The following is a 21889-nucleotide window of genomic DNA, read 5'->3' on the forward strand; positions in this document are numbered from 1 at the left end:
GTCGTCCAGCCGGCCCCGGCTCAGGAGAACGTCGACCAGCTGCTCGGCGGCCGACCAATCCCCCTCGTCAGCGAGCTGGCGCAGCACGCCCACCGCTCTTCGACGTGATCGTGCTCCGCTAAAAGGGTGATGGTTCGGCCGACGTCGGCTTCCTCGCGCAATGCGGCGGTTGCCTCATCGAGACGGCCGTAGCGGGTAAGTAAGTCAATCTTCCGGCTTGCCGCGGACGGCTCGTACAACTTGCTGCTCCTCCAGAATGGCGATTCCATCGTCAAGCCGGCCTTGCCTAGCCAGCGACTCGACGAGGACGGGAACCGCCCGGTCGAAGTAGGTGTTTGGCTCGGAGATCGCGATAGCTCCGCGAGTCGGCAGGCGCGCGGTCATGCTGCCTCCACTAGTGGTCACGCTCGGCGGGCGGCTTCCGGCCTGCTGATCGCCGAGAACAGCGCGCGACTTTGGCATCCACGGCTCAAGCTCGCCGTCAGGACTGCCAGGCCGCAGCCACGCAGTAAGACCTTGCCCAGTTGATCGTCTCGGTCGGGTGCGACGTCCTCGCTACCAGGACACACAGGAAGTATGAGGGGCTCGTGCGTACGACCATCACAATAGGTCAGTGACCAAGGAGACCTACTTCGCGACGGCAGCGCAGGTTCTGCCTACGATCTTGATCGCCCTCGCAGTGGAGGCTAACTCACTCCTCCGACAGGTACGCAATGCCCTGTATGGCGCGTTCGACCGGGTGGTTGCCGCGCAGGAAAACCTGAAGCGGGAAAGTAATGCTGCGGACATTGAGAATGAAGCGGGTGCTGAGCACCAAGCTGAGCTGGACAGCGCCTTGCAGGCGGCGAGCTGGCACCAACAAAGTGCGAATGAGGTGCAACGGCGCGCGCTGATCATTGGCCTAACATTCATGATGGGCGAACTATCGGCCGTGTCGAGCCTCTTATTCGGTGCCGGCGCTCGCCTGTTTCCCACTTTTCCACTCTGGTGGGTTACCGCCCCGATCAGCATGACAGCACTAGTGCTCTTGTCGTTACTGGCGGCCACACTGCCGCGGTACAACTTGCCGCGGCTCCAGAACCTCAACTATCTCATTTCGTCGCCTGTTACCTCGTCGGAAGCGTTGACGGAACTCATCATGCGCGACGTGCGCCGTGCCCAAGTCGACCGCGTGCGGCGGACGGATTAGAAGCTCCCAACACGATTTTCTGAATCGACGGGGCTGATGGGGATGGGGTCTCGGAACTCGCCGGCCTGCCGCGGACGGCGTCGCCGTGGTCGGTAGACCAACCGGTGCTCAAGCTGCTGGCTGAACTTGGTATTCAGGAGATACCAATCGAGCGGTCCAGCGACTTGGTCGCGCGTTTCGCAGGGCATGCCGCAGGCCTGCGACCGAGTGCTGACGAATTCGCCGCAGTCCGGTTCCTAGCGCGGCTCGCCCCGGACCTCGACTATCCCGGCGGCCTCATCGGCGAGGCCTACTTCGCCTCTGAATGGTTGGACTGCGCGTGTCATGTCAACTCGCTCGAGCGAGATGCGGCGAACGCGCTGGAAGATGCCCTACGCACGAGTGATCCGGTGAACATCGGCGCTGGGCTGCTGGCGGCAGCGACCGCTACCTGGTTCTAGCCCATACGCCCCGACACCCGGATCTGCCGCCGACAAGGCGCGCATGCGCCGGCCGCCGCGCGACGAAGTAGTTCAGGGCGGCTGGGTCCGAGGGGTCGATCGACGGCCCGCGGCGGTACGCAGCGCTGGAGTCGGCGAGTACGCCGCTCGCGATCTCGACCGGCGACACTACGAAGGATCAGGCTTTGGTCGGATCTTGGCCAGTCGCCGCGAGGGGGCGGCGACTCGCCTTCTGACCTCACCTTTGCGTGGCGTTACGGTCTGGCGGGCAATGCGTCCAGCAATCGAGCGGTCAGGCTTCGGGCCGGCTGAGTGCGATGTCATCCCGCGCGGATCGGTACGGCAGTGCAGTGTGCGTCGGCCCGGTCGATCAGCAGGTCCTCGGGTGTCGGGTACCGGCGGTGCAACGCGGCAACGGCATGCTGGTGAGCCAGGCGGTCGTACGGTGTCTCCTGCATCCTGGCCACCGACTCTCGTACCACCGACAGGAAGCCGACCGGCCACCGAACCCGGTGCACCGCCCGGACCACCCTGCTGTCCCGGTCGGCCAGCACGATCCGTACCCCGTGCGTACCGTCGACGCCGGCCGGTCCCTCCTCGGCCGGAACCAGATGGGGGTGGAAGGTCACCTGCGCCCAGGGCAGCACCGGGCCGAGGCGGTACAACAGGACCCCCGCCGCGCCGACGTCGATCCACGCGAATCGGGTCGGGGCCGCGGTGACCGCTTGCACTTCCAGCTCGTGCGGGCGACTCAGCGCCAACAGCGGCTCCACCGGCGCCCCGGTGACCATTGTCAGGCCGGCATGCTCCGGGAGCGTGACGTCCGGATCCAACCGGCTGCCCTTGCTGAGGACGGTATGCACATCCCCAGCGTATTGGCACGGGAGCGAGCTCGTGGGCGCTTGGCCGGCCTGGTCAGTGGTTCACCGGCCTGGTCAGTGGTTCATCGGCCTGGTCAGTGGTTCATCAGCACGTCGTTGACCGGTCGCGGATCACGACCGGTCGCGGTGTGTACTCCGTCGCCGGGTACGGCCCCGCGTCCGGCGCGGATGCCGTCGAAGAGGGCGGCGAGCATCTCCGCGTAGTCGCGCGGCAATCCGGCCTCAACCGCGCCGGCGACCCAGGCGTCAGGCGGGACGTCGATGTAGCGGACGGGCCGCCCCCATCGCCTCGGTGAGCAGCGCCTGCCTTCGAGTCGGTTGGGTCACCGCGCCAGGCGCGGTGACCGGACCGAAGGTTCTGCCGGGGCCGCGCACTCTGTCGTTCTGTCGGGGGAGGGCAGGGTAGCTGCGGAGCGGTTAGGCTATGAGTATTTCAAGGTCGACGATCTGCCCTAATGGGGTATTGGTTTGTGTCGATCCCGACACACACCAAATTCCCATACCGAGGTCAGAGGCAGGTAGAGGTCTCGACCCGGGTCTACGATCCGAACCCCCATGCGCTGCCTTCAGGCGAAGTCCACCGAGCGAGCGGGAGTCTGCCTTGAGTGCACGGAGGCTCAAAGCCGGTATCCATTGCCGGTCCATCGGTAGATCTGGCTGGTGATCGTGCCGCCGGCTCAGTCCGGCTCGCAGTCGTTGGCGAATTGCTCGATATCCAGCGTGCCGTCGCCGTTCGCGTCCTTGTGCTCGGCGTAGTAGAACGGCCCTCTGTAGTCGTCCTCCGGTGGCAACGTGGTGAAGTTGTCGAAGCCGCCGGCCTTCGGGTGCAGCACGATGACACCGTTGTAGCGGCCGGGGTTGTAGTCGAGGAAGTAATGGCCGGCTTTGTCAGGCGCGGGATCGGCGATCGACAACTCGTACCAGTCCCCGCCGAAGTGATGCCAGCGGACCTTGCCGGACCGGTCGGGTGACCACGATGTTGGCCTGCCGCAACACCTCGCCGGCCGACAGCGTGGTGAGCAAGTTGATCTAACCCAGCTCGGGCGCAGGAACGACACATGGTCGTTGATCCGGCACGCCGACTCGCAGGTGCCCTGGCGGCGCAGGTCCGCCGGAGTCGGCACCGGCGCCGGGTCGTACCGGTACAGTTCCTAGGCGACCGCCCCCAGGATCTCGGCGGAATGTTCCGGCAAGCTGGCCTCGTGAATGTGGAAGCCGGACCCGGTCAGCCCCAGCCATACCGGAATGTCGGTGTTGCTGTCGAGGCGCATGCCGACGGTCTGCAGCAGGGTGTCGGCGCGCACCTTCATGGCAGCCGCGGTGAGCCGGCACTCAGCGACCTTCTGCGAGTGGGCCCCGGACGTGGCGGATGCACGGCTGACGACGAGGTCACCCAGGTCGACGGTGCCGGTATCCAGCCAGAACAATCACTGGTCGACCCTTGGACGGTGCTCGAGCAACAGGTTGCGCCTCCTGCCCGCAGCCGGCGATGACGCGCGCTTCCGCCCCGGCGTCCTTGCGCCAGGCGCCGACACGCTCTGGGCACAATCTGACCATGACAGCCGGGCCGGGAGACTTTGAGCCCCTGATCGTGCAGCAGACCGTGTTCGTCGGCGAGCGGTTCTGAGCGTCGCTGGACCGTCTCGCCGAACGTCGAGGCCACCAAGACCACCAGCGAGTACTGGTGGGCTCGGCGGAGCAGACCAGTCGTTACGAGCTGCGCTGTCTCTCCTGTGCCATGTCAGTCGCCACGATGAACGTGGTTCGTGAGTCGCCGACGGCCTGACCGGCACGCCGATGGCGTGGGCGCGCGCCAGGCGGGACCCGACAGCAGGGCGACCGCGAAGACCGCTGCCCGCGCTTCGCGGTGGGCTTGCGCTGCCACTTGGTGAAGCGATACGCGACCGAATGCTGCCCGGCTGGCTCGCTTACCTCGACGGTGAACGGCACGTCGGTGTCCAGCGGCACCCCGGTACCAGCCTCGACGCTCAGCGCGCCAACCTTTAAGCCTCGTGGGGTGTACTTCTTAACAGCTTGGGGGGGGTCGGCGACGTAGTGCGCTGGCGCATCGAGCACGACTACCGCGAAGTCAAGACCGGGCTCGGTCTGGATCACTACGAAGGCCGCACCTGGCAAGGCTGGCACCACCACACCACCCTGGTCTCGGCCGCCCACGCCTTTCTGACCCTGCAACGGCTGAACCCAAAAACCCCGGCGCCGGAATGACGCTCTACGCCGTACTCCGACGCCTGCAACACCTGCTCGCCCGCCTCATCGGCACCTGCCCGACCTGCCAAACCCACTTCCCGCAACGCCTACGGCGCGCGGGACGCGGACCATGACAAAGCCCTACTAGGCGCACGTGCTCGTTTCGACGGCGCAGAATGCCACCTCGGGGTAGCGTGTCGATGGCCCGTCCAGCAACGGTTGTGGCTTGTAACGCAGGTGCCGATCGAAGAACGCTCGGGTGTAGGCGCGGGTGATTTCCATCGAGCGGATCGCGGGCAGGCCGGTTCCGATGTCCAAGTTGATCTGTTCGGCGAGGATGGCCACGTCTGTGAAGGACGCGTGCACCGCGCCGGTGACCACGAGCCAGCGCTTCCACCCGGTCAGGTGTCGCCATTCGCGCTCCCACGACAACGCCGATGGCATTCCCGGGCTGAAGTTGGACTGGCGGCCCAGGAACAGGAACGGCCGGGACAGCACGGTGTCCCGGATCGGGTCGTTGGTGAGCCCGTCGATGTCGATTCCGGCGCGCAACCGGGTGTCCGCCGCCATCGCCGCCAACGCGCTCGCTCCGCCGGCCGAGTGACCCGCCATCGCGATCCGGGACGGGTCGATCAGCGAGGCGCCGTTCCACTTCGAGTGCGGCCGGATCAGCTCGTCGAGAACGAAGGAGACGTCGGCAGCCCGGCCCTGATCCATCTTCTTCCAGAATGTTTGGGTCCGGTCGGGGACCTCGCACGCGAGACACGTTGTGACCCGGCCGTCGGGGAACGTCGTGGCGACGCTCTCATAGGTGTGCTCGATGCCGGCCACGACGTAGCCGTGGCTGGCCAGGTCTTCGGCCAACGCGGTGAGTACGCGGCGGGGTTTGGTGAAGCCGGGTGAAAGCAGGATCAGCGGCAGGGAACGTTTTCGGCCGGTCGGTTTGGTATCGGTGAATGCGTTGGTTCTGGTCTTGCTGAACGTGTCGTACGGGACGCTGGTGATGCCGCCGTCCTTCAACAGCAGCTCCGACTCCACCGGCGTCATGTATTGTGCCCGCTGCTTACCCGTCGACTTCGCCGGGTACCACAGCGAGACCATCAACTCCCGGGCGTCCGCCTCGGCCACCCACGGGTCGGGGCGGGAGTTGTCTTTCAGGTAAAGCGACGTGGCGCCGACCGGTTGGGTACCGGTTGGTCTCGGCAGATATGGCGCGGAGGGTGTGTCGGTCGAGGTGTGTGCCGTCGTGGTCGCACCCCCGTCACTCTCGGTGGTCGCGGACGCCACGGACGTCAGTGCCGCCACGGTCGCGGTCACACCCACCGCGGTCGCGGTAATGAGTAGCCGTCTCAACATGGGTTTCCTTTCCAGGAGATCTATTCGGTACGCAACGCGACAGCGGTGCGGGTGCGGGCGGCCCAGCCGGCCGGCAGCAGCGCGCCCAGGACGGCGATCAGCAGGCCGCCGAGGCCGAGCAGCGCCAAGCCGGCGGGCTGGTAGACGTCGGTGACGGAGACGGGCAGGTTGACGCCGGCGCTGTGCCCCATCGCGGGCACGACCACGCGGTGCATGGCCACACCGGCCGACGCGCCGATCGTGCCTCCGGCCAGCCCGATCACGACGACCGAGGCGATGACCATCGCAATCGTTTGCCGGGGCGTCATCCCCAACGCCTTGTGGATGCCGAGGTCGCGGACGCGTTCGCGGGTGTCCAGCACGACCATGTTCAGCACGCCCATCCCGGCGACGGTGACCAGCATCAGCGTGAGCAGGGCGGCCAGCGCGTCGAGCAACACGATCGTGTCGCTGCTCCCCCGGGACTGACCGGACTGCGCGGTGAATCCCGACGACCCCAGCGCGGTGTTCAGCCCGGCCACGTAGGCGGCCACGTCCGCGCCGCCGGTGAGCTCGATGTGGTAGCTCGCGGCGACCAGGTTCGGTTTCGTGGCCGCGAACGTGGCGGCGTCGGTGAACACCATCAAGACGTTGGTGGGATGGAAGACCTCGCCCACGATCCGGACCGGCACCGCCTTGCCGTGGTTGGTCAGCATGACCGTGTCGCCGATCCGGGTGCCGGTGGCGGTCAGGAACGTGCCCGGCACCGCGGCTTCGCCGGGGCGGGTGAACCACCGGCCGGAGACAATCTCGTACCCGCCCCAGGACGCGTCACCGGTGAACGCGTAGAGCCGGGCGGAGCCGGCCATCCCGGCGACCGCGACTTCCGTGTTGGCCACGCTGTAGTACCTCGCCGCCCCAGGCTGGGCTTGGACCGTAGTGGTGATCGTGGCGATCTCGTCGGCGCTGAGCGCCTTCGGGGCGTCGGGGGTCGGCTTCGGGTCACCCGACGGGCCGAAGGTGTCGATGACCACGTCGGCGGCGGCGTGGTCCTTGGCGACCTGCACCTGGTTCAGCGAGGCGGCCACACCGACGGCGAACGTGACCGTGGTGGCGCCGAACACGATGGCCGCGAGCATCGCGGCCGCCCGGACCGGACGGGCGAACGGGTAGGCAAGCCCGAGACTCACCGACCGGGGTAGCGGAAGACGGGCGGTCAGCCGGGCCGCCCACTGGCCGCGGCCGGGACGTGGCGTGCGCCCGACGGCGATCGCGTCGACGGTGCGCATCCGGCCGGCGCGCAGCGCCGTCGCCCAGGCGACCAGCGCAACGACGCCGAGCGCGCCGGTGGCCACGACCGCGTCGACCCACCAGGCGACGCCGATGGTACTGGTGCCGTAGAGCTCGTCGGCATCGGCCAGCATCGGGATGGCGAGGAGATTGCCGGCCACGACGCCGGCCGCGATCCCGATCGTCGCCGGAATCAGCGCCTGGGCCACGTACGCCCGGACGACCTGCGCGGGCGTGAACCCGATGGCCTTGAGGATGCCGATCCGCCGGGTGCCGGCACCGACTGCGCCGGCGATCACGTTGCCGACGATGAGCACCGACATGATCACGCCCAGTGCACCGAACGCGACCAGGAACGGCAGGAACAGTGCGGCGTTGCGGTCGTTGGCCTCCTTGACGGTGAGCCAGGACTGCGTCCCGGTCAACGCCTCCGCGCCGGTCGCCGCGGCCACCGTGGCCCGGCCCTGGTCGACCTGCGCGGCGGTGCTCGCCGCGGCGAAGCGGTAGAGCATCTGGTAGCCGCCGGTCGCGCCGGGCACGGTCAGCGTGGCGATGTCGGATGGCGACACCCAGGCATCGGCGGTTTGGCTGACCGACCGGGCCACGCCGACCACCTTCAGCGTCGGGCTTCCCGGCAACTCGGCGAAGCGCAGGGTGATGCCGAGCGGGGACGGCCCGATGGGGTAGTCCGCGGAGATCACGATCTGGCCCGGGCCGGTCACCCACTGTCCCTGGCTCTGCAGCACGTCGTCGACACCGCCGCTCGGCGCGGCACGGCCGACGACGGTCATCGGAGGCAGTTCCCGGTCGGCGGCGGTGTCGCGCGGTGTCGCGGACGCAGTCGGGAACGGACCGGCCGCCGCGGTGACACCGGTGGCCCGCGTGGACGCCGACAACCGCGCGGCCGTGGTCTTGCCAGCGTCGAACTGTACGGTCAGGTGCGCACCGTGTTGCTGGGCGAACGCCCGGCCGAACGGCCCGCTGGACGCCACGACCAGCGACCCGCCGAGCACCGACGCGGTCACCGCGATCATCGTGGCCAACCCGATCACGACCGTCTGCACCCGGCGCCGGCCCACGCCCGAGCGCACCACACGTCCCAGCGCGCTCATCGGCCCCGCCCCGCCGCGACGCTGCGAACGTCGGCGACGACCCGGCCGTCAACGAGCCGGATCATGCGGGTCGCGCAGGATTCCGCCAGCGACAGGTCATGCGTGACCAGGACGATGGTCTGGCCGTCGTCGTGCAGGTCGTTGAGCAGACGCTTGACGTCCTCACCCGACGCGGTGTCCAGCGCGCCGGTCGGTTCGTCGGCCAGCAGCAGCGTCGGGCGGTTCATCAGCGCGCGGGCCACCGCGACGCGTTGCCGCTCGCCGCCGGAGAGCCGGCCCGGGTATGCGGCGGCGTGCCGGGCGACGCCGAGCGCGCCGATTAGCTCCCTGACGCGGTGGTGGGCGGCGCCGCGCGCCATCCCGGCCAGCTGCGCTGGCAGGACGACGTTGTCGGCGACGGTCAGGTCGTCGAGCAGGTTGAAGAACTGGAACACCATGCCGATCTTGTCCCGCCGGTAACGGGCCGAGCCGGCTTCGTTGAGCTGGTCGACGCGGACGCCGTCGACGGTCACGGTGCCGCTGCTCGGCCGGTCCAGACCGGCGATCAGGTTAAGCAGCGTGGACTTGCCGCTGCCGGACGGCCCGAGGATCGCGACCGCCTCGCCGGGCGCGATGCTCAGCGATGTGTTGTGCAGCGCGGGCGGCCCTTCGTCGTACTTGCGGCTCACGTTGTGCAACTCGATCACCGGCGCGGTCATGCTCGTCTCCCTTGGTTCGGCCTGCCCTTGCGGAGATCGACGCTAGGGGTGCGAGGGCGTCAGGCGCGTCGGCCCGAGGAGGCATCCTGGTTGGCCCACAGGGATGTAGGTGTCCGGCCTCATCCCTGAGGACTAGGCGAGCGGTGGAGCCCGCTGGTTCTCCGGACCAATACCGCAGCCCATGGCGGGCCGGGGAGAATAGGCGCGGTGGGGATCACTGACCGACTGTGGGCCTGGGGCCGGCAACTGCTGCGCCCGTCCGGTCCGCTGCCCCGACCATCGCGGCGCAGCCAGGTATTCGACGCGATACTCGCGCTGGGTATCAGTGCCATCGTGATCCAGCCGAGCTACGGCGTGTTTCCCAGGCCCGCCGGTCGCGGCACGCCGGGCCCGGCGCTGCCGGAGCCACTGGGACCGCCGATCCAGGTGAAACCAACGGACACGCTCGACCCGCTCGCGTACCATCATGTCGCCTGGGTGATCGTGATGCTGCTGATTGCCGCGCCGCTCGTGAGTCGTCGCAGATATCCGCTCGCGGTGCTCTGGATCGTCATGGCCATGGCCGTGGTGGTGTCGGCGGTCACGGAGGACCGCGCGACGATCCGGTTCTCGTTCTACGTCTGTGTGATCGCCGCGTACAGTGCCGCGGTCTATAGTCCGTACCGGATGCCGGTGCTGGCCAGTCAGCTCGTGGCGGCCCTGCTGTACAGCCAGCTCCAGCAGCTCCAGTCACCGACGCTGCCCACCGTCTCCAGTGACGCCGTCCCGGCCCTGGTCCTGCTCCCGCTCGCGATCGCAACCGACGGGCTACGCCGGTGGCGGCGCCGGGCCGACGAGGAACGCGCGCGGACGGCCGCGTTGGAACGCGAACGGGACGAGGCGTCGCGTCGCGCGGCCGAGCAGGAACGCGCCCGTATCGCACGGGAACTGCACGACGTCGTCACGCACAACGTCAGCATGATGGTCATCCAGGCTGGCGCCGCCCGCACAATAATGCGGCCCGACCAGGAGCAAGTCCGGGAGGCGTTGCTCGCGGTCGAGGCAGGCGGTCGGGCGGCGATGTCCGAGCTGCGCCATGTCATGGGGCTGCTGACGATGAACGTCTCCGGCTCCGACCCGGCCGACCCCGCGGAACTCGCACCCCAACCCGGCCTGGACCGACTGGAGGCCCTGCTCGCAGGCGTACGGGCCAGCGGCGTACCGGTCGAGTTGAACGTGGCCGGGCAACCGCGCCCGATGCTGCCCGGGATCGAACTGGCAGCCTACCGGGTGGTGCAGGAAGCGCTGACAAACACCGTCAAGCACGCGCGCGGCGCATCCGCGACCGTCGCCGTCGCGTACGGCACCAGCCACCTCCGCGTAGAGGTGGCCGACACCGGCGGCGCGCCGCGTGCGTCAGCCACGACCGGTAACGGACGCGGGCTGATCGGGCTCCAGGAACGCCTCGCCGTCTATGGCGGAACTTTGCACGCGGGGCCGCGCCTCAGCGGCGGCTACCGTGTCCACGCACAGATTCCCCTGGAGGCCCCATGACCCTGCCACTACGCGTAGTGATCGCCGATGATCAGGCATTGGTCCGGGCCGGTTTCCGGATGATCCTGTCGGGCCACGGCATCGACGTCGTCGCCGAGGCGACCGACGGCACCGAAGCGGTCGACGCGGTCCGACGTACCCGCCCCGACGTGGTCCTCATGGACATCAGAATGCCTGAGCTGGACGGTTTGGAGGCCACTCGACGCATCCTGATCGGTGCCGCGGACGAGCCACGCGTGATCATGCTCACCACGTTCGACCTCGACCAGTACGTGTACGCGGCGCTGTCCGCCGGGGCCAGTGGCTTCCTCCTCAAGGACGTCAGCCCCGAATACCTGGTCGCCGCCGTGCGCCTGGTCCGCTCCGGCGACGCGTTGCTCGCGCCCGCCATCACCCGCCGCCTCGTCGAACGGTTCGCCCGCCGCGACACCGACACGCCCGCGATCCACCGCGACCTGAGCGCACTGACCGTCCGTGAGCTGGAAGTGCTGCGCCTGCTCGCCGAAGGTCTCAGCAACGCCGAACTCGCCGAACGCTTGCACCTGTCCGAGGCCACCGTGAAGTCGCACGTCGCCCGCATCCTCGCCAAACTCGGCCTGCGTGACCGAGTTCAAGCCGTTGTCGTGGCGTACCGAACCGGTGTAGCGAATCCTGCACCACCGGACTGACCGCATCACCGGGACTGTCAAACGAACGGCACCTCTCTGCGGCGTGGCCGCGGTTGGTGTTGATCGTTTGGTGTGGTCGTGTTCGCCGGGTTCCGGGTGATGCCGGAAGGGCAAGGCCGAAGGCTCGGCTGCCGGTCATCCATTCGCCTCGCGCTGGTGGGGGCATGGTGATTTACGACCGTGACCGGACGGGGTCAATCAAGAAGGCGGCCACGCCGCCGACCGGCGGGGGTCAGACACAGAACGACCCGCGTCCGGTCACGTCCGAGCCCGCTCACGCCGCCGTCGGGGTCTGCTCGAGGGCGCGGATGTGCCCGTCGCGCAGGCCGTAGAAGACGTAGGTGAGCAGCTTGCGGGCCACCGCGACGGTGGCGATGTTGCGGCCTCGCCGTTCCGCGATCCGCGTGCGGGTAGGGGTAAGCCAGTCAGCGTTGCGGGCGCCTTGAGCGGCTTCGACCGCGGCCCACCGGACCAGCGTCGAGCCTTGCTTGGTGATCGGGCCGTGCCGCACCACGGTGTCGGACTCGTGATGCTTGGGCGTCAGCCCAGCCCACGAGCTCAGATGCGCCGGGCTGGCGAAGCGGGTGACATCGCCGATCTCCGCGACGAAGACCGCCGCCAGCGTCGGGCCGACGCCGGGAACCTTCTGCACCGCCCGGAAGCCGGCGTGGTCGGCGAGGGCTGCGCGTAGTGGTCCGGCGACTGCGGTGATCTCGAAGTCGATCGCGTCGATCAGTCGCAGCAGCGCGTTGACGCGCAGCCGGTAGGCCGCGTCCAGCGGCGCTGCGTTCAGCCATTGCCGGCCGGTGACGCCGAACAGGTCCGTCACTGGTGGGTGCAGGCCCTGTTTGGCCAACACACCGTGCACGGAGGCTTCAGTCCGCTGCGCCAGGCGACCAGCTTGGCCCGGTGTCGCACCATCTCCCGCAGCTCCCGGACCGCCGGTGGAGCGATCCAGCCTTCGGGTAGCCGGTTCATGCGCAGCAGATCCGCGAGATCCGCGGCGTCGCGGACGTCGTTCTTGACCCGCCGGTAGGCGAACCCCTTCACGCCGAGCGGGTGCGCGAGGTGCACTTCGGCGCTGGCGTCCTGGAGCACGTCGGCGGCCCAGTACCAGCCGTAAGTGGCTTCCAGCACCACCTGCGGATTCTCGCCGGCTTGGCACTGTCATACGCACCGGCGCTCGTCGGATGCTTGGCTGAACACTTGGCGCGGGCACCCGTCCGGGGGTGGTGCGGTTCTACGGCGGGCAGGGCGGAACTGCGCCCGTCAACTTTGATACCGGGCGACCGCTGCGTCTGGTGCGAAAGTCGGCATATCGGCTCCGGGAACCGGCGCAGCGCGAGCCGCTCGGCGGCGTTCGCGTGCACTCTGTATGCGCACGGGTCAACCCGTCCGCACGATGCGCGCCGTTGCCGTCGCGGTGGCGATGAGGTCGCCGTCAGCGTCGCGGAGCTCGCCCGCCAGGAAGGCGATGGTGCCGCCGCGGTGCACGATGCGGCCGGAACCGACCAGGCGGCCGGGCCGGGCCGGCCTGAGGAAGCTGACCTTCAGTTCCAGCGTGGGGGCGAACTGGCCAGGCTCGAGGGTGGCAACGAGCGCGGGGCCGAGCGTGTCGTCGAGCATCGCGGCGAGGAAGCCGCCCTGGATGTTGCCCATCGGATTACGAAAGGCCGTACTGGCCTCGAACGCAACCTGCACCGTGCCCGCCACGGGATCGACCGCCTCGAGCCGCCAGCCGAGCGTCTCGGCAGCCGGCGGCGCAGGAACGCGACCGGCGATGGCGTCCCAGAACGGCCCGGTGCGGCCGTCAGCGACCGCGTCGATTTCCATGCCCGACTGTGTAACACACGCCTACGACAGACGGGTCCAGACTCCCGCGCCGCCGTCACGACCGCCGGGAATCGGCGGGTAGCAGCCCGTGCCGTGCCGTTTGACCCGCCGGGTCGGCGACGAGCGTCGTGTCCATGTTCGGGACTGTCAAACGAACGGCACCCCTCTCTGTCAAGGCGTCGCCGATAGAGAGGTTCCCAACTTGTTTGATCGGTGGCGGTGATCGTGGTCTGCAGCCATGATCGTCGAGGCCGTGGCAGGGGTCGCTCGAGTTACACCTGCCGCCTGCGGGCTGGCTGCCGAACGGCATGCGTCCCGGCCACGGCCGCCGGCGAGAGTGGCTCGAGAGAGGTCTGTGACACCCGAAGTTGGTCTGCCCTCCTCGCCGGATCCAAGCCCCCCTTGCTTCCGGCTATGAGGAGAACGCGTGCCTTCCACCTCCGCCCTGGCGTCCAGCCCGGTGATCATTGCTATTGATCCGCACAAGGCGTCCTGGACCGCTGTCGCGGTCGACACCCGGCTGCAGCCAGTGGCATCGATCCGGGTGCCGGTCAACCGCGACGGCTACCGCCAGCTTCGGCGTTTCGCCCGCCGCTGGCCGGACGCGAGTTGGGCGATCGAAGGCGCCGCCGGTCTCGGCGCACCGCTGACCACCCGCCTGGCCGCCGACGATATCCAGGCGGTCAACGTTCCCGCGAAGCTAGCCCGGCGAGTCCGGCTGCTGTCCACCGGCCACGGCCGCAAGACCGATGAAGCTGACGCCCTCTCGGTCGGCATCGCTGCACTGACCGCCACCCGCCTGAACACCACGGTGATCGACGAGGCCCTGGCCGCTCTGCGGGCAGTAACCGAACACCGCGACGACCTGGTCCGCACCCGCACCCAGACGGTCAACCGCCTGCACGTCCTGCTGGCTCAACTCATCCCATCCGGCCTGCCCCGCAAGCTGACCGCCGAGGCCGCGGCTGCGGCGCTACGCACTATCCGGCCCCGCACGCTGCTGGCCCGCACCCTGCGGCGGCTGGCCGTCGAGCTGCTCGCCGAGCTCCGCCGGCTTGACCGGCGGATCACCGAGGCCACCGCCACGCTCAGCGCCGCCGTCACGGCCAGCGGCACGACATTGACCGACCTGCACGGCATCGGCGACGTCATGGCCGCCAAAATCCTCGCCCGGACCGGCTCGGTCAGCCGGTTCCGATCCGAGTCAGCGTTCGCCTCGTTCTGCGGCGTTGCGCCCATAGAAGTCTCCTCCGGAGACGTTCAGCGGCATCGCCTCTCGCGGGCCGGCGACCGCCAGCTGAACTATGCCCTGCATGTCATGGCGATGACCCAAACCCAGAGGCCAACACAGGGAAGGGACTACTACCAGCGCAAACGCGCCGCCGGGAAGACCCATAAGGGGGCCATGCGCTGCCTCAAGCGACGCCTCGCCGACGTCGTCTTCCGCACCATGATCAAGGACACGGGAACCTCTCTATTGGCGACGCCTTGACAGAGAGAGGTGCCGTTCGTTGTACAGACCCTACGGACTCCGAGCGGTTTGAAAGATGACGCGTACGATCGTCGGGTGCGATCTGCCAGGCCGGTCCGCGTCGGTGCACCTGCTTGGGACATCGCGGTCCCGTTGCGGCCGAGTCGGCTGGTGGGCGTCACCATGGCGGGATTCAGCGATCGGGCCAACAGCCTCGTCGACGTTGAGGTGGTGCCGCATCCGACTGTCATGATGGTCTTTGACCTCGGCGACGGGGCTATGGTCCTCGAGGACGGCAATGGGCAGAAACAACAAGGGCGTGTGGTCGCCGGACTCGCGCCTAAGCGCGTTCGAGGGCAGGGCCAGGCTGGTAGCTTCACCTGCCTTCAGGTACGGCTGTCGCCCGTGGCCGCGCACGCGGTCCTAGGTGCTGCGACGGAGCTGAGCGGGGCAGTACTCGACCTCGACGACCTCTGGGGAGCCGACGCCGTGCGGACTCAGGAGCGGCTGCGCGCCGCCAAGTCGTGGGATGACCGGTTCACGATCGTGGAGGTCGCGCTGGCCCGGCGTCACGACGCAGGCCGCGGGGTCGATCCGGAAGTCGCATTCTGTTGGGGACGGATGACGGCCAGCCGGGGGCGGACGCGGGTCGAGCGGTTGGCGGCTGAGGTCGGATGGAGCCGCAAACGCTTGTGGTCCCGGTTCGGGTCGCAGATTGGCATCACCCCCAAGCGCGCCGCCCAGCTCATCCGGTTCGATTACGCGGCCCACCGCCTCGCCGCTGGTCACACCGCCGCCCGGGTGGCGGCTGACAGCGGTTACGCCGACCAGTCTCACCTTCATCGCGACGTCATAACCTTCACCGGGGTGACACCCGCGGCAGTGGCGAGCGCGCCGTTCCTCGCCGTCGACGATGTCGCGTGGCCTGCCCGGCCCTAACGCAGCACTCGGTCGGAGGTCCGTGGCTGACGGCCCGGGAACATTCGTCCAATCCACAAGCCGGCGGTGGCTGTGACAGTGGGCTCATAGCGTTTTTGCACCTCGGAGGACACATGAGAAGCACGGCTCCTCTAGGCACCCGCATTCTCAGGGACACCCAGGACTGGGAGGCCCTGACCGACAATCAGGTGATCACCGCGCGTGAGAAGGCCAATCGGGCAGCATCATCCCGTGCCGCACGGATCATCACCGGCCTGCCCGACCGTCGCGCGCACGTCAAGGAGACCACGATCGATCTTCCGGGCCGCCGCCTGATGCTGCGCGTACACCGCCCCAAGGACGCAGGTCGGAAACTGCCGCTGATCGTGTCGTTCCACGGCGGAGGGTTCTTCGCGGGGACCGCGGCGCAGAACGACTGGCTCAACAGCCACCTCGCGGCCTGCTGCCCCGCAGTGGTCGTATCGGTGGAGTACCGCCTCGCCCCGGAGCACCCGCTGCCCCAGCCGATCGACGACGGCTACGACACCGTCGTCCGGCTCGTCAAAGACGCCGCCGGCTGGGGCGTCGATCCCGGCGCCGTCGCGGTCATGGGCGAAAGCGCCGGCGGCACGATCGCCGCGCTCATCGCCCTGCGCGCCGGCAAGGACGGCCCGCCGCTCCTTGCCCAGGTGCTGAACTACCCCGCCACAGACTGGACCGAGACCATGACCGAGTACTCCTCGATCGAGGAGAACGCCGACAATCCCACCCTGTCGCTGTCCCGGTTGCGCATAGCCCGCAAGCTGAGCGTCCCACCGGGCCTTGACGCTCGCGACGTGTCACCCCTCAAGTTCGACAGCCTCGCCGGGCTGCCACCGACACTGGTCATCACGGCCGCACTGGATCCGCTGGCCGACCATGGACGTCGCTACGTCGAACGACTCCGTGAAGACGGCACCGACGCTCGCCTGACCTGCTACCCGAGGGCCACCCACACCTTCCTGAGCATCCCAGGTCTAGTGCCGGCCGCCCGACCAGCGCGGCGCGAAATCCTCACCTTCCTACGTAACCGTCTTTACCCGGCCTCGCGAGGATGACCGACCCTCAGACGGCATCCGCTTCTGCCGCCGTCCGTGCGCGCCGGTTGGCGGGGTGACGGTGGCTGACGTGAGGTTCCATCGGCCGGGAGGACCGTGTTCGAACTACGCCGTCGGCTCCTCGAGGAGGTGTTGCAGACGCGATGACACACCTGGCAGGGACCAGCTCATCGCCGCGTCGAGCGAGCTGCGAGCCATCAGGCGGTCGACCAGATTCTCGCCGAGCCAGTATCCGCACCGACCAGGCAGGTCGCCGTCGCGGTCGGCGGCGCCGCTGAACCAGAGGTCGGACACGTCCGAACGTCGCAGGTCGGCCAGCGCGCGTCGTTGCAGAGGGGTCTGCAGGTGCCGGCATCGCGCGATCCACCCGTCGTATCCCGGCGCGAACCAGAGCCGTCCACTCGCCGGCGTCTCGGGCATCAGCAGGGCCGTCACGTGCACGGCGAGTCCTTCCCGGAACAGATCGTCATCGACCCGGCTGTCCGGCCAATAGTGGGTCGTCCGCCGGAGGTGCTCGGCATGCACCATCTCGTGCAGGGCGAGGACGACGTCGTACCCGGGCTCCGGCAGCCGGTCGACGGCCAGGAACAGCGTTGGCCGACCGTTGACCGGCGTTGCCCACCCATTGGCCTCGCCGAGCCCGACAAGCACGACAGCGTCGATCGGGCCGGCGTCCGGCAGGCCTGCCTCAGCAACGCATAGGCCCGATACACTGCTTCGTGAGCCCGCTGCCCCTTACGGACAAGATCCGCGTGACGATGTACTAGTTCCGGGAGTTTCCGCCCGGCGTCGGCCGGGTCCAGCCACGGCTCGATCGCGCGATAAAGCTCCGCATGAGGCTCGACAATCATCTTCTGCCATCGGGCAACCAGGTCATCGTTCGTCTCCACCGCGGCGAACTCGGCGAACGGTTCCACAAGATCCCGGATCCTCACGGTGACATCGTCGCAGCGGCGCATGACCATGGGAAGACACTGATACCGCAGCGCACTGATCTGCCGCCGACCGTGCATGCAGCCCAGCCACGCTCCGCGACTGCCGGTGCTCCGCCCGTGCCGCTCCTTGCCTGACATGCCGAGCCGAGGATGTAATCATTCCGCGGCGACACCTGTTGATGCGACAGTTGCGGGAGGGATTAAGGCTTCGCCGGCGAGGTCTGATCAGCTGGGACATACTGATCATGCGTACGAGGAGATCCTTTGGCGGTACACCGATCTGCTGAACGAGTCGCATCTATGGCTCACCGACGCGATGTCATGGACGGTGGTCACCGGTGGAGTCAACGTCGAGTCGGCCGTAAGGCGCTTGGGCGGAGATCCGGGCAAGGTTGTCCGGCAGCGGCCGGTAGACGACGACTACGAGCAGCAGACGTACACGCGGTGGTATCTCGACGCGAGCGGTAGCGGGGTCACGCTGCTTGAGGTGAACGGCTTCCAGGCGAGTCGGCCGGAAGTCTTGCGACGCCTCAGTGGCACGGTCAACGCGGTGTACAGCGCGTACTGGAACATCGAGAATGACAACTCCTTCGGCTACGCACATGCTGGCGAGGTCGTCACGGAGTTCGATGGTGGGGATCCGCTGCAGCGCTGGGGAACGGTGCCGGACGCGCTGGAGGCTCAACGGGGACCACTGTGGGCCACGGCCGGTGAGTCGTGGCGGGCCGCGATGCTGGCGCTCGTGGAGATCCGGACCGGTGTGCGGCTCGACTTCTCCTGGTTCGAACGGCCCCGCCTCACCGTGCTCACGCCCGAAATTCCCAGCGATCCGCCCGTACCGACACCGGAGGGCGAGATCGTCGATCTGCTCGGGCAGAAGGAGAACCCTCGTCGCCACGCCGCTCTCGCCTGGCTGGCACAGATACTCGCCGACCGCTTTGGCCTTAACGACCCGGCTCTGGCCCGTGCCATCGAGGCGCGCCGAGCGAACGTACGGGTTGACGAGGCGACGAAGCGACAGGTGAGAAACACGACACGCAACCTTGTCCAGCAGATGCTCGCCCGTGACGAGACGGTGCCGCAGAAATCGACCCGGTCTGGCGACGCGGACAGGCAGCCATGGTAGCCGTCGAGGTCCTCGACTTCTTCGATCCATCAATCCTCGTCCTGCACGCCGAGAACGCCATGGGCGACGACTGGCCGCAGACCGTCCCCCAGCTCCGCGCTCGCCTTGAAGACCACGGAGCCGATGGCTTAGGGACATCAAACGCGACTGATAGCCCTCAGTGCACTCTATGCCGCCGATAGTGCGCGGCATCGAGGAGCAGCGCCCCGCGCACAAGCTTGCTGGACGGTCGACCACGGCTCAGCCCGTACGACGGATCCTGCGCATCAGCATCGCCCAGACGCCGTATCCGGAGCCGGTGTTCCCGGTGATGGCTCCCGCGGCGGATCCCATGAACAGGGCATTCGCGCAGTCCGGGCACACCTCTCGACCCGTGATCGTCTTCTGGAAGGAATCCCGCACTTTGCGGTGACAGTCAGGGCATTCGCGAGCTGACAATCCCATAGGGCTCCCTTTACGGTCGGCTACGCGCAGCGTACGGCCGCGGGGCACCCCCTGGCGCGACCTTCGTGCTAATGCTGGCGGTGTCCTCATCTGCCACGATCCGCTTGGCAACGGTGCGACACTGGAGCTTGGCAACAGCGGCCCGCGGCAGGCTCCGACGCTTCGGCGACGCCGTTGGGGATTCGGCCTGCGCCGCGTCCGGGGCGAAGGCGGACTCGCACCATGAGGTGCCAATGAAGGTCTACGCGTTCGAAGGTTCGAACGAGGTGTACGTCTCCGAGTCCTTGGCGCACGCCGAGGCCTACTTCGAGGCGATCGACGTCGAGAACGACGAGTACGTCTTCTTCGGCGCCGATGGCACCTGCATCAGCCCGTCGGTCCGGGACGGGCGCGTGGCGCTTACACCGATGGATGAGAGGCGGCCAGTGGAACTACGGGGTCGGCTCCGCACCTACCTGGAGCACCCGCAGGTGGCAATGGATCCGGCGCTCGCGGACGATCTCCCGGCGCTCGCGGACCTCCTGTTCGAGCAGGAGCAAACCCGGCGATGGCCTCGAATCCTGGGCTGGCCACGTTTCCGTTGATCCCGCTGATCTCCACGGAGTCGCGTATTCGAGGTCATTCGTTGGGACGTCGGCCCCCCGCTGGCGCCGCGCATTGTTCTGCGGCAGAGAACGCGCGGCGCCCTGGCGCCGAAGTTGGCCGCGACCGCTGACGGTGGTGCGCGGCGTGTACCGCAGGGCATCCAGGAGATCCGGCCAACGGAGCGCTCAGATGTCACAAGTCGTCAAGTTGCGGATCGGGTAGCCGAAAGGAAGCGCGGACCGCTGTCTAGTACTGCAACGGCAGTAAGCAGGCGAGACGTCTTCATGATCGGCTCGTTGGACATGGTGTGACGGATGTCGATGTTGCGGTGTGGTCGGCCGAGTTGGACCGGTTGGATGCCCGTTTCGCGGGCCGGTTCACACGTTCGGAACCGCGGCGGCGGGCCCGGCAGTACTTGTCCGGACTGGTCGCGGGCCTGGACCGCACGAACGGCTGGACCTTGGCCGAGCAGGCCGGTGACATCTCACCGGACGGTATGCAGCGGCTGTTGCGGTGGGCGGACTGGGACGTTGACGCGGTGCGTGACGATGTCCGCGACTACGTGATCGAGCACCTCGGCGACCCGAACGGGGTGCTGATCATCGATGACACCGGCTTCTTGAAGAAGGGCATCAAGTCTGCCGGGGTGGCCCGGCAGTACTCCGGCACCGCCGGCAGGGTCGAGAACTGCCAGGTCGGGGTGTTCATGGCCTACCGCTCGAGCAAAGGTCATGCGTTGATCGACCGGCAGTTATATCTCCCCACGGCGTGGACCGACGACCGGGACCGTTGCCGGGCCGCCGGTGTCCCGGACGAGGTCGGCTTCGCCACCAAGGTGCAGATGGCCCGGGAGATGCTGGCCAGGGCGTTCGCCTCTGGTGTTCCGGCCGGGTGGGTGACGATGGACGAGGCCTACGGGCAGTCGAAGTCGCTGCGGGTCTGGATGGAGGAACACGACCAGCCGCACGTGGTCGCGACCCGCCGTAACGACGACGTTGTCACCACCAGCATGGGTTTCGCCCGCGTCGACGAGCTGATCGCGTCCCTGCCAGGCCGGGCCTGGTCGCGGATCTCCTGCGGGGCGGGCGCTCACGGACCGCGCGAGTATTACTGGGCACGGATCCCGATCCGGGTGTTCTGGCAGACCGGGCGTGGGTATTGGCTGCTCGCCCGACGCAACATGAGCACAGGTGAGCTGGCCTACTACGTCTGCTACGGACCTCGAAAGACCAGGCTGATGGACCTGGCCCGCATCGCCGGATCCCGGTGGGCGGTCGAGGAATGCTTCCAGCAGGCCAAGAACACCGCCGGCCTGGACGAATACCAGGTCCGTGACTGGCGGGCCTGGTACGCCCACATCACCTTGTCCATGGCGGCTCACGCGTGGCTCGTCGTCGCCAGAACCCCTTACGTTAAAGGGGGAACCAGCACCAACGAGCATATGAAAATCGGCTACACCGTACCCGAGATCAGACGCCTGCTCGCCGCACTGTTCGTCCGCATCCACCAGCCCAAACACCACGTCTGGTGGTGGTCAGACTGGCGCCGAAGACGCCAGCACCAAGCCCGCCTCAGCCACTACAAACGCCGCGGCTACCCACTCAGCTAAGTGCCGTTGCAGTACTAGGCGCTGTTGGAGCCGCATGTGACGAACGAATACCCGCAGCCGTGCGGTGGCGGCTACCCGCCCCCATGGCCATCGGCACCCCACCCCGTTCCGTACGGACATGACCCGGCGATTTACACCCCTGGCTATCCGCAGGCGCCGACCGAAACGGCTCCGGGTGTGGCACTGATCGTCCTCGCCACGCGGTTTTCCGGCATTCTCGGGCTGGCTTTGGTCATCAACCGCGCCGGCACCGCGCGCCGCATGGGCCTGCCGACCGGGCGCTACTGGCTGGCCTGGACCATCCCGCTGACCGTCTGGTTGCCTCTGGTCATCTACATCAACGTCTACGCCAGCGACCCGAGCTGCTCCTGCTGAACTCCGCCGACCAGCCGGGGTGTAGCCACGATTCCGCCCACGCCCGGTCGCGGTCTTCCGGACGACGCCAGTCCGGGACTCCTCGATCTCCAGCTCACTGAGGCGACACGATCATCGCCAGCCCATGCCCCTGATCGGTCGG

The 21889-nt window shown here is 68.0% G+C and carries 24 protein-coding genes and 2 pseudogenes; 14 read left to right on the plus strand and 12 right to left on the minus strand.

The genetic code is table 11. The features are described from left to right. Positions 1-204: 204 nt before the first annotated feature. Positions 205-384: a hypothetical protein gene (locus ACQP2Y_RS12500; RefSeq protein ID WP_433727477.1), complete on the minus strand. Its 180-nt coding sequence runs from the start codon at positions 382-384 to the stop codon at positions 205-207. Positions 385-613: 229 nt separating this feature from the next. Here ACQP2Y_RS12500 and ACQP2Y_RS12505 point away from each other — a divergent pair, with 229 nt between their 5' ends. Both ACQP2Y_RS12505 and ACQP2Y_RS12510 read left to right on the plus strand, forming a co-directional pair. Further along, positions 614-1189: a hypothetical protein gene (locus ACQP2Y_RS12505; protein WP_433727479.1), complete on the plus strand. Its 576-nt coding sequence runs from the start codon at positions 614-616 to the stop codon at positions 1187-1189. 104 nt (positions 1190-1293) lie between these two features. Next, the gene (locus ACQP2Y_RS12510; protein ID WP_433727481.1) at positions 1294-1629 is read left to right on the plus strand and encodes a hypothetical protein; all 336 of its coding nucleotides are present in this window, start codon (positions 1294-1296) and stop codon (positions 1627-1629) included. Positions 1630-1949: 320 nt separating this feature from the next. On the opposite strand, the gene ACQP2Y_RS12515 is transcribed toward ACQP2Y_RS12510, so the two are convergent. The 4 genes from ACQP2Y_RS12515 to ACQP2Y_RS12530 all read right to left on the minus strand — a co-directional run bounded on the left by ACQP2Y_RS12515 (position 1950) and on the right by ACQP2Y_RS12530 (position 3937). Continuing rightward, positions 1950-2492 carry a hypothetical protein gene (locus tag ACQP2Y_RS12515; protein WP_433727483.1) on the minus strand — a complete coding sequence of 181 codons (543 nt, stop codon included), beginning with the start codon at positions 2490-2492 and terminating at the stop codon, positions 1950-1952. Between the two features lie 92 nt (positions 2493-2584). Beyond that, entirely contained in the window at positions 2585-2725 is a 141-nt protein-coding gene (locus ACQP2Y_RS12520; RefSeq protein ID WP_433727484.1) for a hypothetical protein, read from the minus strand. Positions 2726-3187: 462 nt separating this feature from the next. Further along, positions 3188-3424 carry a hypothetical protein gene (locus tag ACQP2Y_RS12525; RefSeq protein ID WP_433727486.1) on the minus strand — a complete coding sequence of 79 codons (237 nt, stop codon included), beginning with the start codon at positions 3422-3424 and terminating at the stop codon, positions 3188-3190. A gap of 237 nt (positions 3425-3661) precedes the next feature. Beyond that, the gene (locus ACQP2Y_RS12530) at positions 3662-3937 is read right to left on the minus strand and encodes a hypothetical protein (RefSeq protein ID WP_433727488.1); all 276 of its coding nucleotides are present in this window, start codon (positions 3935-3937) and stop codon (positions 3662-3664) included. A gap of 628 nt (positions 3938-4565) precedes the next feature. Here ACQP2Y_RS12530 and ACQP2Y_RS12535 point away from each other — a divergent pair. Continuing rightward, positions 4566-4736: pseudogene (locus ACQP2Y_RS12535) on the plus strand (IS701 family transposase); the annotation flags it as partial. A gap of 126 nt (positions 4737-4862) precedes the next feature. Here the strand turns inward: ACQP2Y_RS12535 and ACQP2Y_RS12540 are convergent. Genes ACQP2Y_RS12540 through ACQP2Y_RS12550 form a run of 3 tightly spaced genes read right to left on the minus strand, consistent with a single transcriptional unit; the run spans position 4863 to position 9153 of the window. Continuing rightward, a complete protein-coding gene (locus ACQP2Y_RS12540) occupies positions 4863-6035 on the minus strand; it encodes an alpha/beta hydrolase family protein (protein WP_433727490.1) in 1173 nt (390 codons plus the stop codon). A 59-nt stretch (positions 6036-6094) separates the two neighbouring features. Beyond that, the gene (locus tag ACQP2Y_RS12545) at positions 6095-8455 is read right to left on the minus strand and encodes an ABC transporter permease (protein WP_433727492.1); all 2361 of its coding nucleotides are present in this window, start codon (positions 8453-8455) and stop codon (positions 6095-6097) included. Continuing rightward, positions 8452-9153 (minus strand): ABC transporter ATP-binding protein, encoded by a 702-nt coding sequence (locus ACQP2Y_RS12550; protein WP_433727494.1) that lies wholly within the window; start codon positions 9151-9153, stop codon positions 8452-8454. The genes ACQP2Y_RS12545 and ACQP2Y_RS12550 overlap by 4 nt, the downstream gene beginning before the upstream one ends. A 207-nt stretch (positions 9154-9360) precedes the next feature. Between ACQP2Y_RS12550 and ACQP2Y_RS12555 the strand changes: the two genes are divergently transcribed. Both ACQP2Y_RS12555 and ACQP2Y_RS12560 read left to right on the plus strand, forming a co-directional pair. Next, a complete protein-coding gene (locus ACQP2Y_RS12555) occupies positions 9361-10686 on the plus strand; it encodes a sensor histidine kinase (protein ID WP_433727496.1) in 1326 nt (441 codons plus the stop codon). After that, positions 10683-11354, plus strand: a complete 672-nt coding sequence (locus ACQP2Y_RS12560) for a response regulator (RefSeq protein WP_433727498.1) — start codon at positions 10683-10685, stop codon at positions 11352-11354. Before ACQP2Y_RS12555 ends, ACQP2Y_RS12560 begins: the two co-directional genes overlap by 4 nt. A 274-nt stretch (positions 11355-11628) precedes the next feature. On the opposite strand, the gene ACQP2Y_RS12565 is transcribed toward ACQP2Y_RS12560, so the two are convergent. The 3 genes from ACQP2Y_RS12565 to ACQP2Y_RS12575 all read right to left on the minus strand — a co-directional run bounded on the left by ACQP2Y_RS12565 (position 11629) and on the right by ACQP2Y_RS12575 (position 13187). After that, positions 11629-12222, minus strand: coding sequence for a transposase (locus ACQP2Y_RS12565; RefSeq protein WP_433727500.1), 594 nt, complete (start codon positions 12220-12222; stop codon positions 11629-11631). Then, on the minus strand, positions 12180-12494 hold the full coding sequence (locus tag ACQP2Y_RS12570; protein WP_433727502.1) for an IS110 family transposase: 315 nt from the start codon (positions 12492-12494) through the stop codon (positions 12180-12182). Before ACQP2Y_RS12570 ends, ACQP2Y_RS12565 begins: the two co-directional genes overlap by 43 nt. 246 nt (positions 12495-12740) lie before the next feature. Next, positions 12741-13187 (minus strand): PaaI family thioesterase, encoded by a 447-nt coding sequence (locus tag ACQP2Y_RS12575; protein ID WP_433727504.1) that lies wholly within the window; start codon positions 13185-13187, stop codon positions 12741-12743. A gap of 427 nt (positions 13188-13614) precedes the next feature. Between ACQP2Y_RS12575 and ACQP2Y_RS12580 the strand changes: the two genes are divergently transcribed. The 3 genes from ACQP2Y_RS12580 (at position 13615) to ACQP2Y_RS12590 (ending at position 16673) form a co-directional block, all read left to right on the plus strand. Then, positions 13615-14679 (plus strand): IS110 family transposase, encoded by a 1065-nt coding sequence (locus tag ACQP2Y_RS12580; protein ID WP_433727506.1) that lies wholly within the window; start codon positions 13615-13617, stop codon positions 14677-14679. 150 nt (positions 14680-14829) lie between these two features. Continuing rightward, positions 14830-15597 carry a helix-turn-helix domain-containing protein gene (locus ACQP2Y_RS12585; RefSeq protein WP_433727508.1) on the plus strand — a complete coding sequence of 256 codons (768 nt, stop codon included), beginning with the start codon at positions 14830-14832 and terminating at the stop codon, positions 15595-15597. A 113-nt stretch (positions 15598-15710) separates the two neighbouring features. Then, on the plus strand, positions 15711-16673 hold the full coding sequence (locus ACQP2Y_RS12590; RefSeq protein ID WP_433727510.1) for an alpha/beta hydrolase: 963 nt from the start codon (positions 15711-15713) through the stop codon (positions 16671-16673). 105 nt (positions 16674-16778) lie between these two features. Here ACQP2Y_RS12590 and ACQP2Y_RS12595 read toward each other — a convergent pair whose 3' ends face one another. Next, entirely contained in the window at positions 16779-17324 is a 546-nt protein-coding gene (locus ACQP2Y_RS12595) for a DUF2268 domain-containing putative Zn-dependent protease (RefSeq protein WP_433727512.1), read from the minus strand. A 182-nt stretch (positions 17325-17506) separates the two neighbouring features. Between ACQP2Y_RS12595 and ACQP2Y_RS12600 the strand changes: the two genes are divergently transcribed. From ACQP2Y_RS12600 to ACQP2Y_RS12625, 6 genes and pseudogenes are all read left to right on the plus strand, one after another. Further along, on the plus strand, positions 17507-17743 hold the full coding sequence (locus ACQP2Y_RS12600; RefSeq protein WP_433727514.1) for a hypothetical protein: 237 nt from the start codon (positions 17507-17509) through the stop codon (positions 17741-17743). Between the two features lie 181 nt (positions 17744-17924). Next, the gene (locus tag ACQP2Y_RS12605; RefSeq protein WP_433727516.1) at positions 17925-18734 is read left to right on the plus strand and encodes a DUF6461 domain-containing protein; all 810 of its coding nucleotides are present in this window, start codon (positions 17925-17927) and stop codon (positions 18732-18734) included. Between the two features lie 181 nt (positions 18735-18915). Further along, entirely contained in the window at positions 18916-19146 is a 231-nt protein-coding gene (locus ACQP2Y_RS12610) for a hypothetical protein (RefSeq protein WP_433727518.1), read from the plus strand. Between the two features lie 265 nt (positions 19147-19411). Beyond that, complete coding sequence (locus ACQP2Y_RS12615; RefSeq protein ID WP_433727520.1) at positions 19412-19762, plus strand: hypothetical protein; 351 nt, start codon at positions 19412-19414, stop codon at positions 19760-19762. A gap of 308 nt (positions 19763-20070) precedes the next feature. Next, positions 20071-21183 (plus strand): annotated as a pseudogene (locus ACQP2Y_RS12620) (IS701 family transposase); the annotation flags it as partial. A gap of 225 nt (positions 21184-21408) precedes the next feature. Beyond that, on the plus strand, positions 21409-21747 hold the full coding sequence (locus ACQP2Y_RS12625) for a hypothetical protein (protein ID WP_433727522.1): 339 nt from the start codon (positions 21409-21411) through the stop codon (positions 21745-21747). Positions 21748-21889 lie beyond the last annotated feature (142 nt).

This window comes from Actinoplanes sp. CA-051413, from assembly GCF_050955795.1.
In the GTDB taxonomy this organism is placed as follows: domain Bacteria; phylum Actinomycetota; class Actinomycetes; order Mycobacteriales; family Micromonosporaceae; genus Actinoplanes.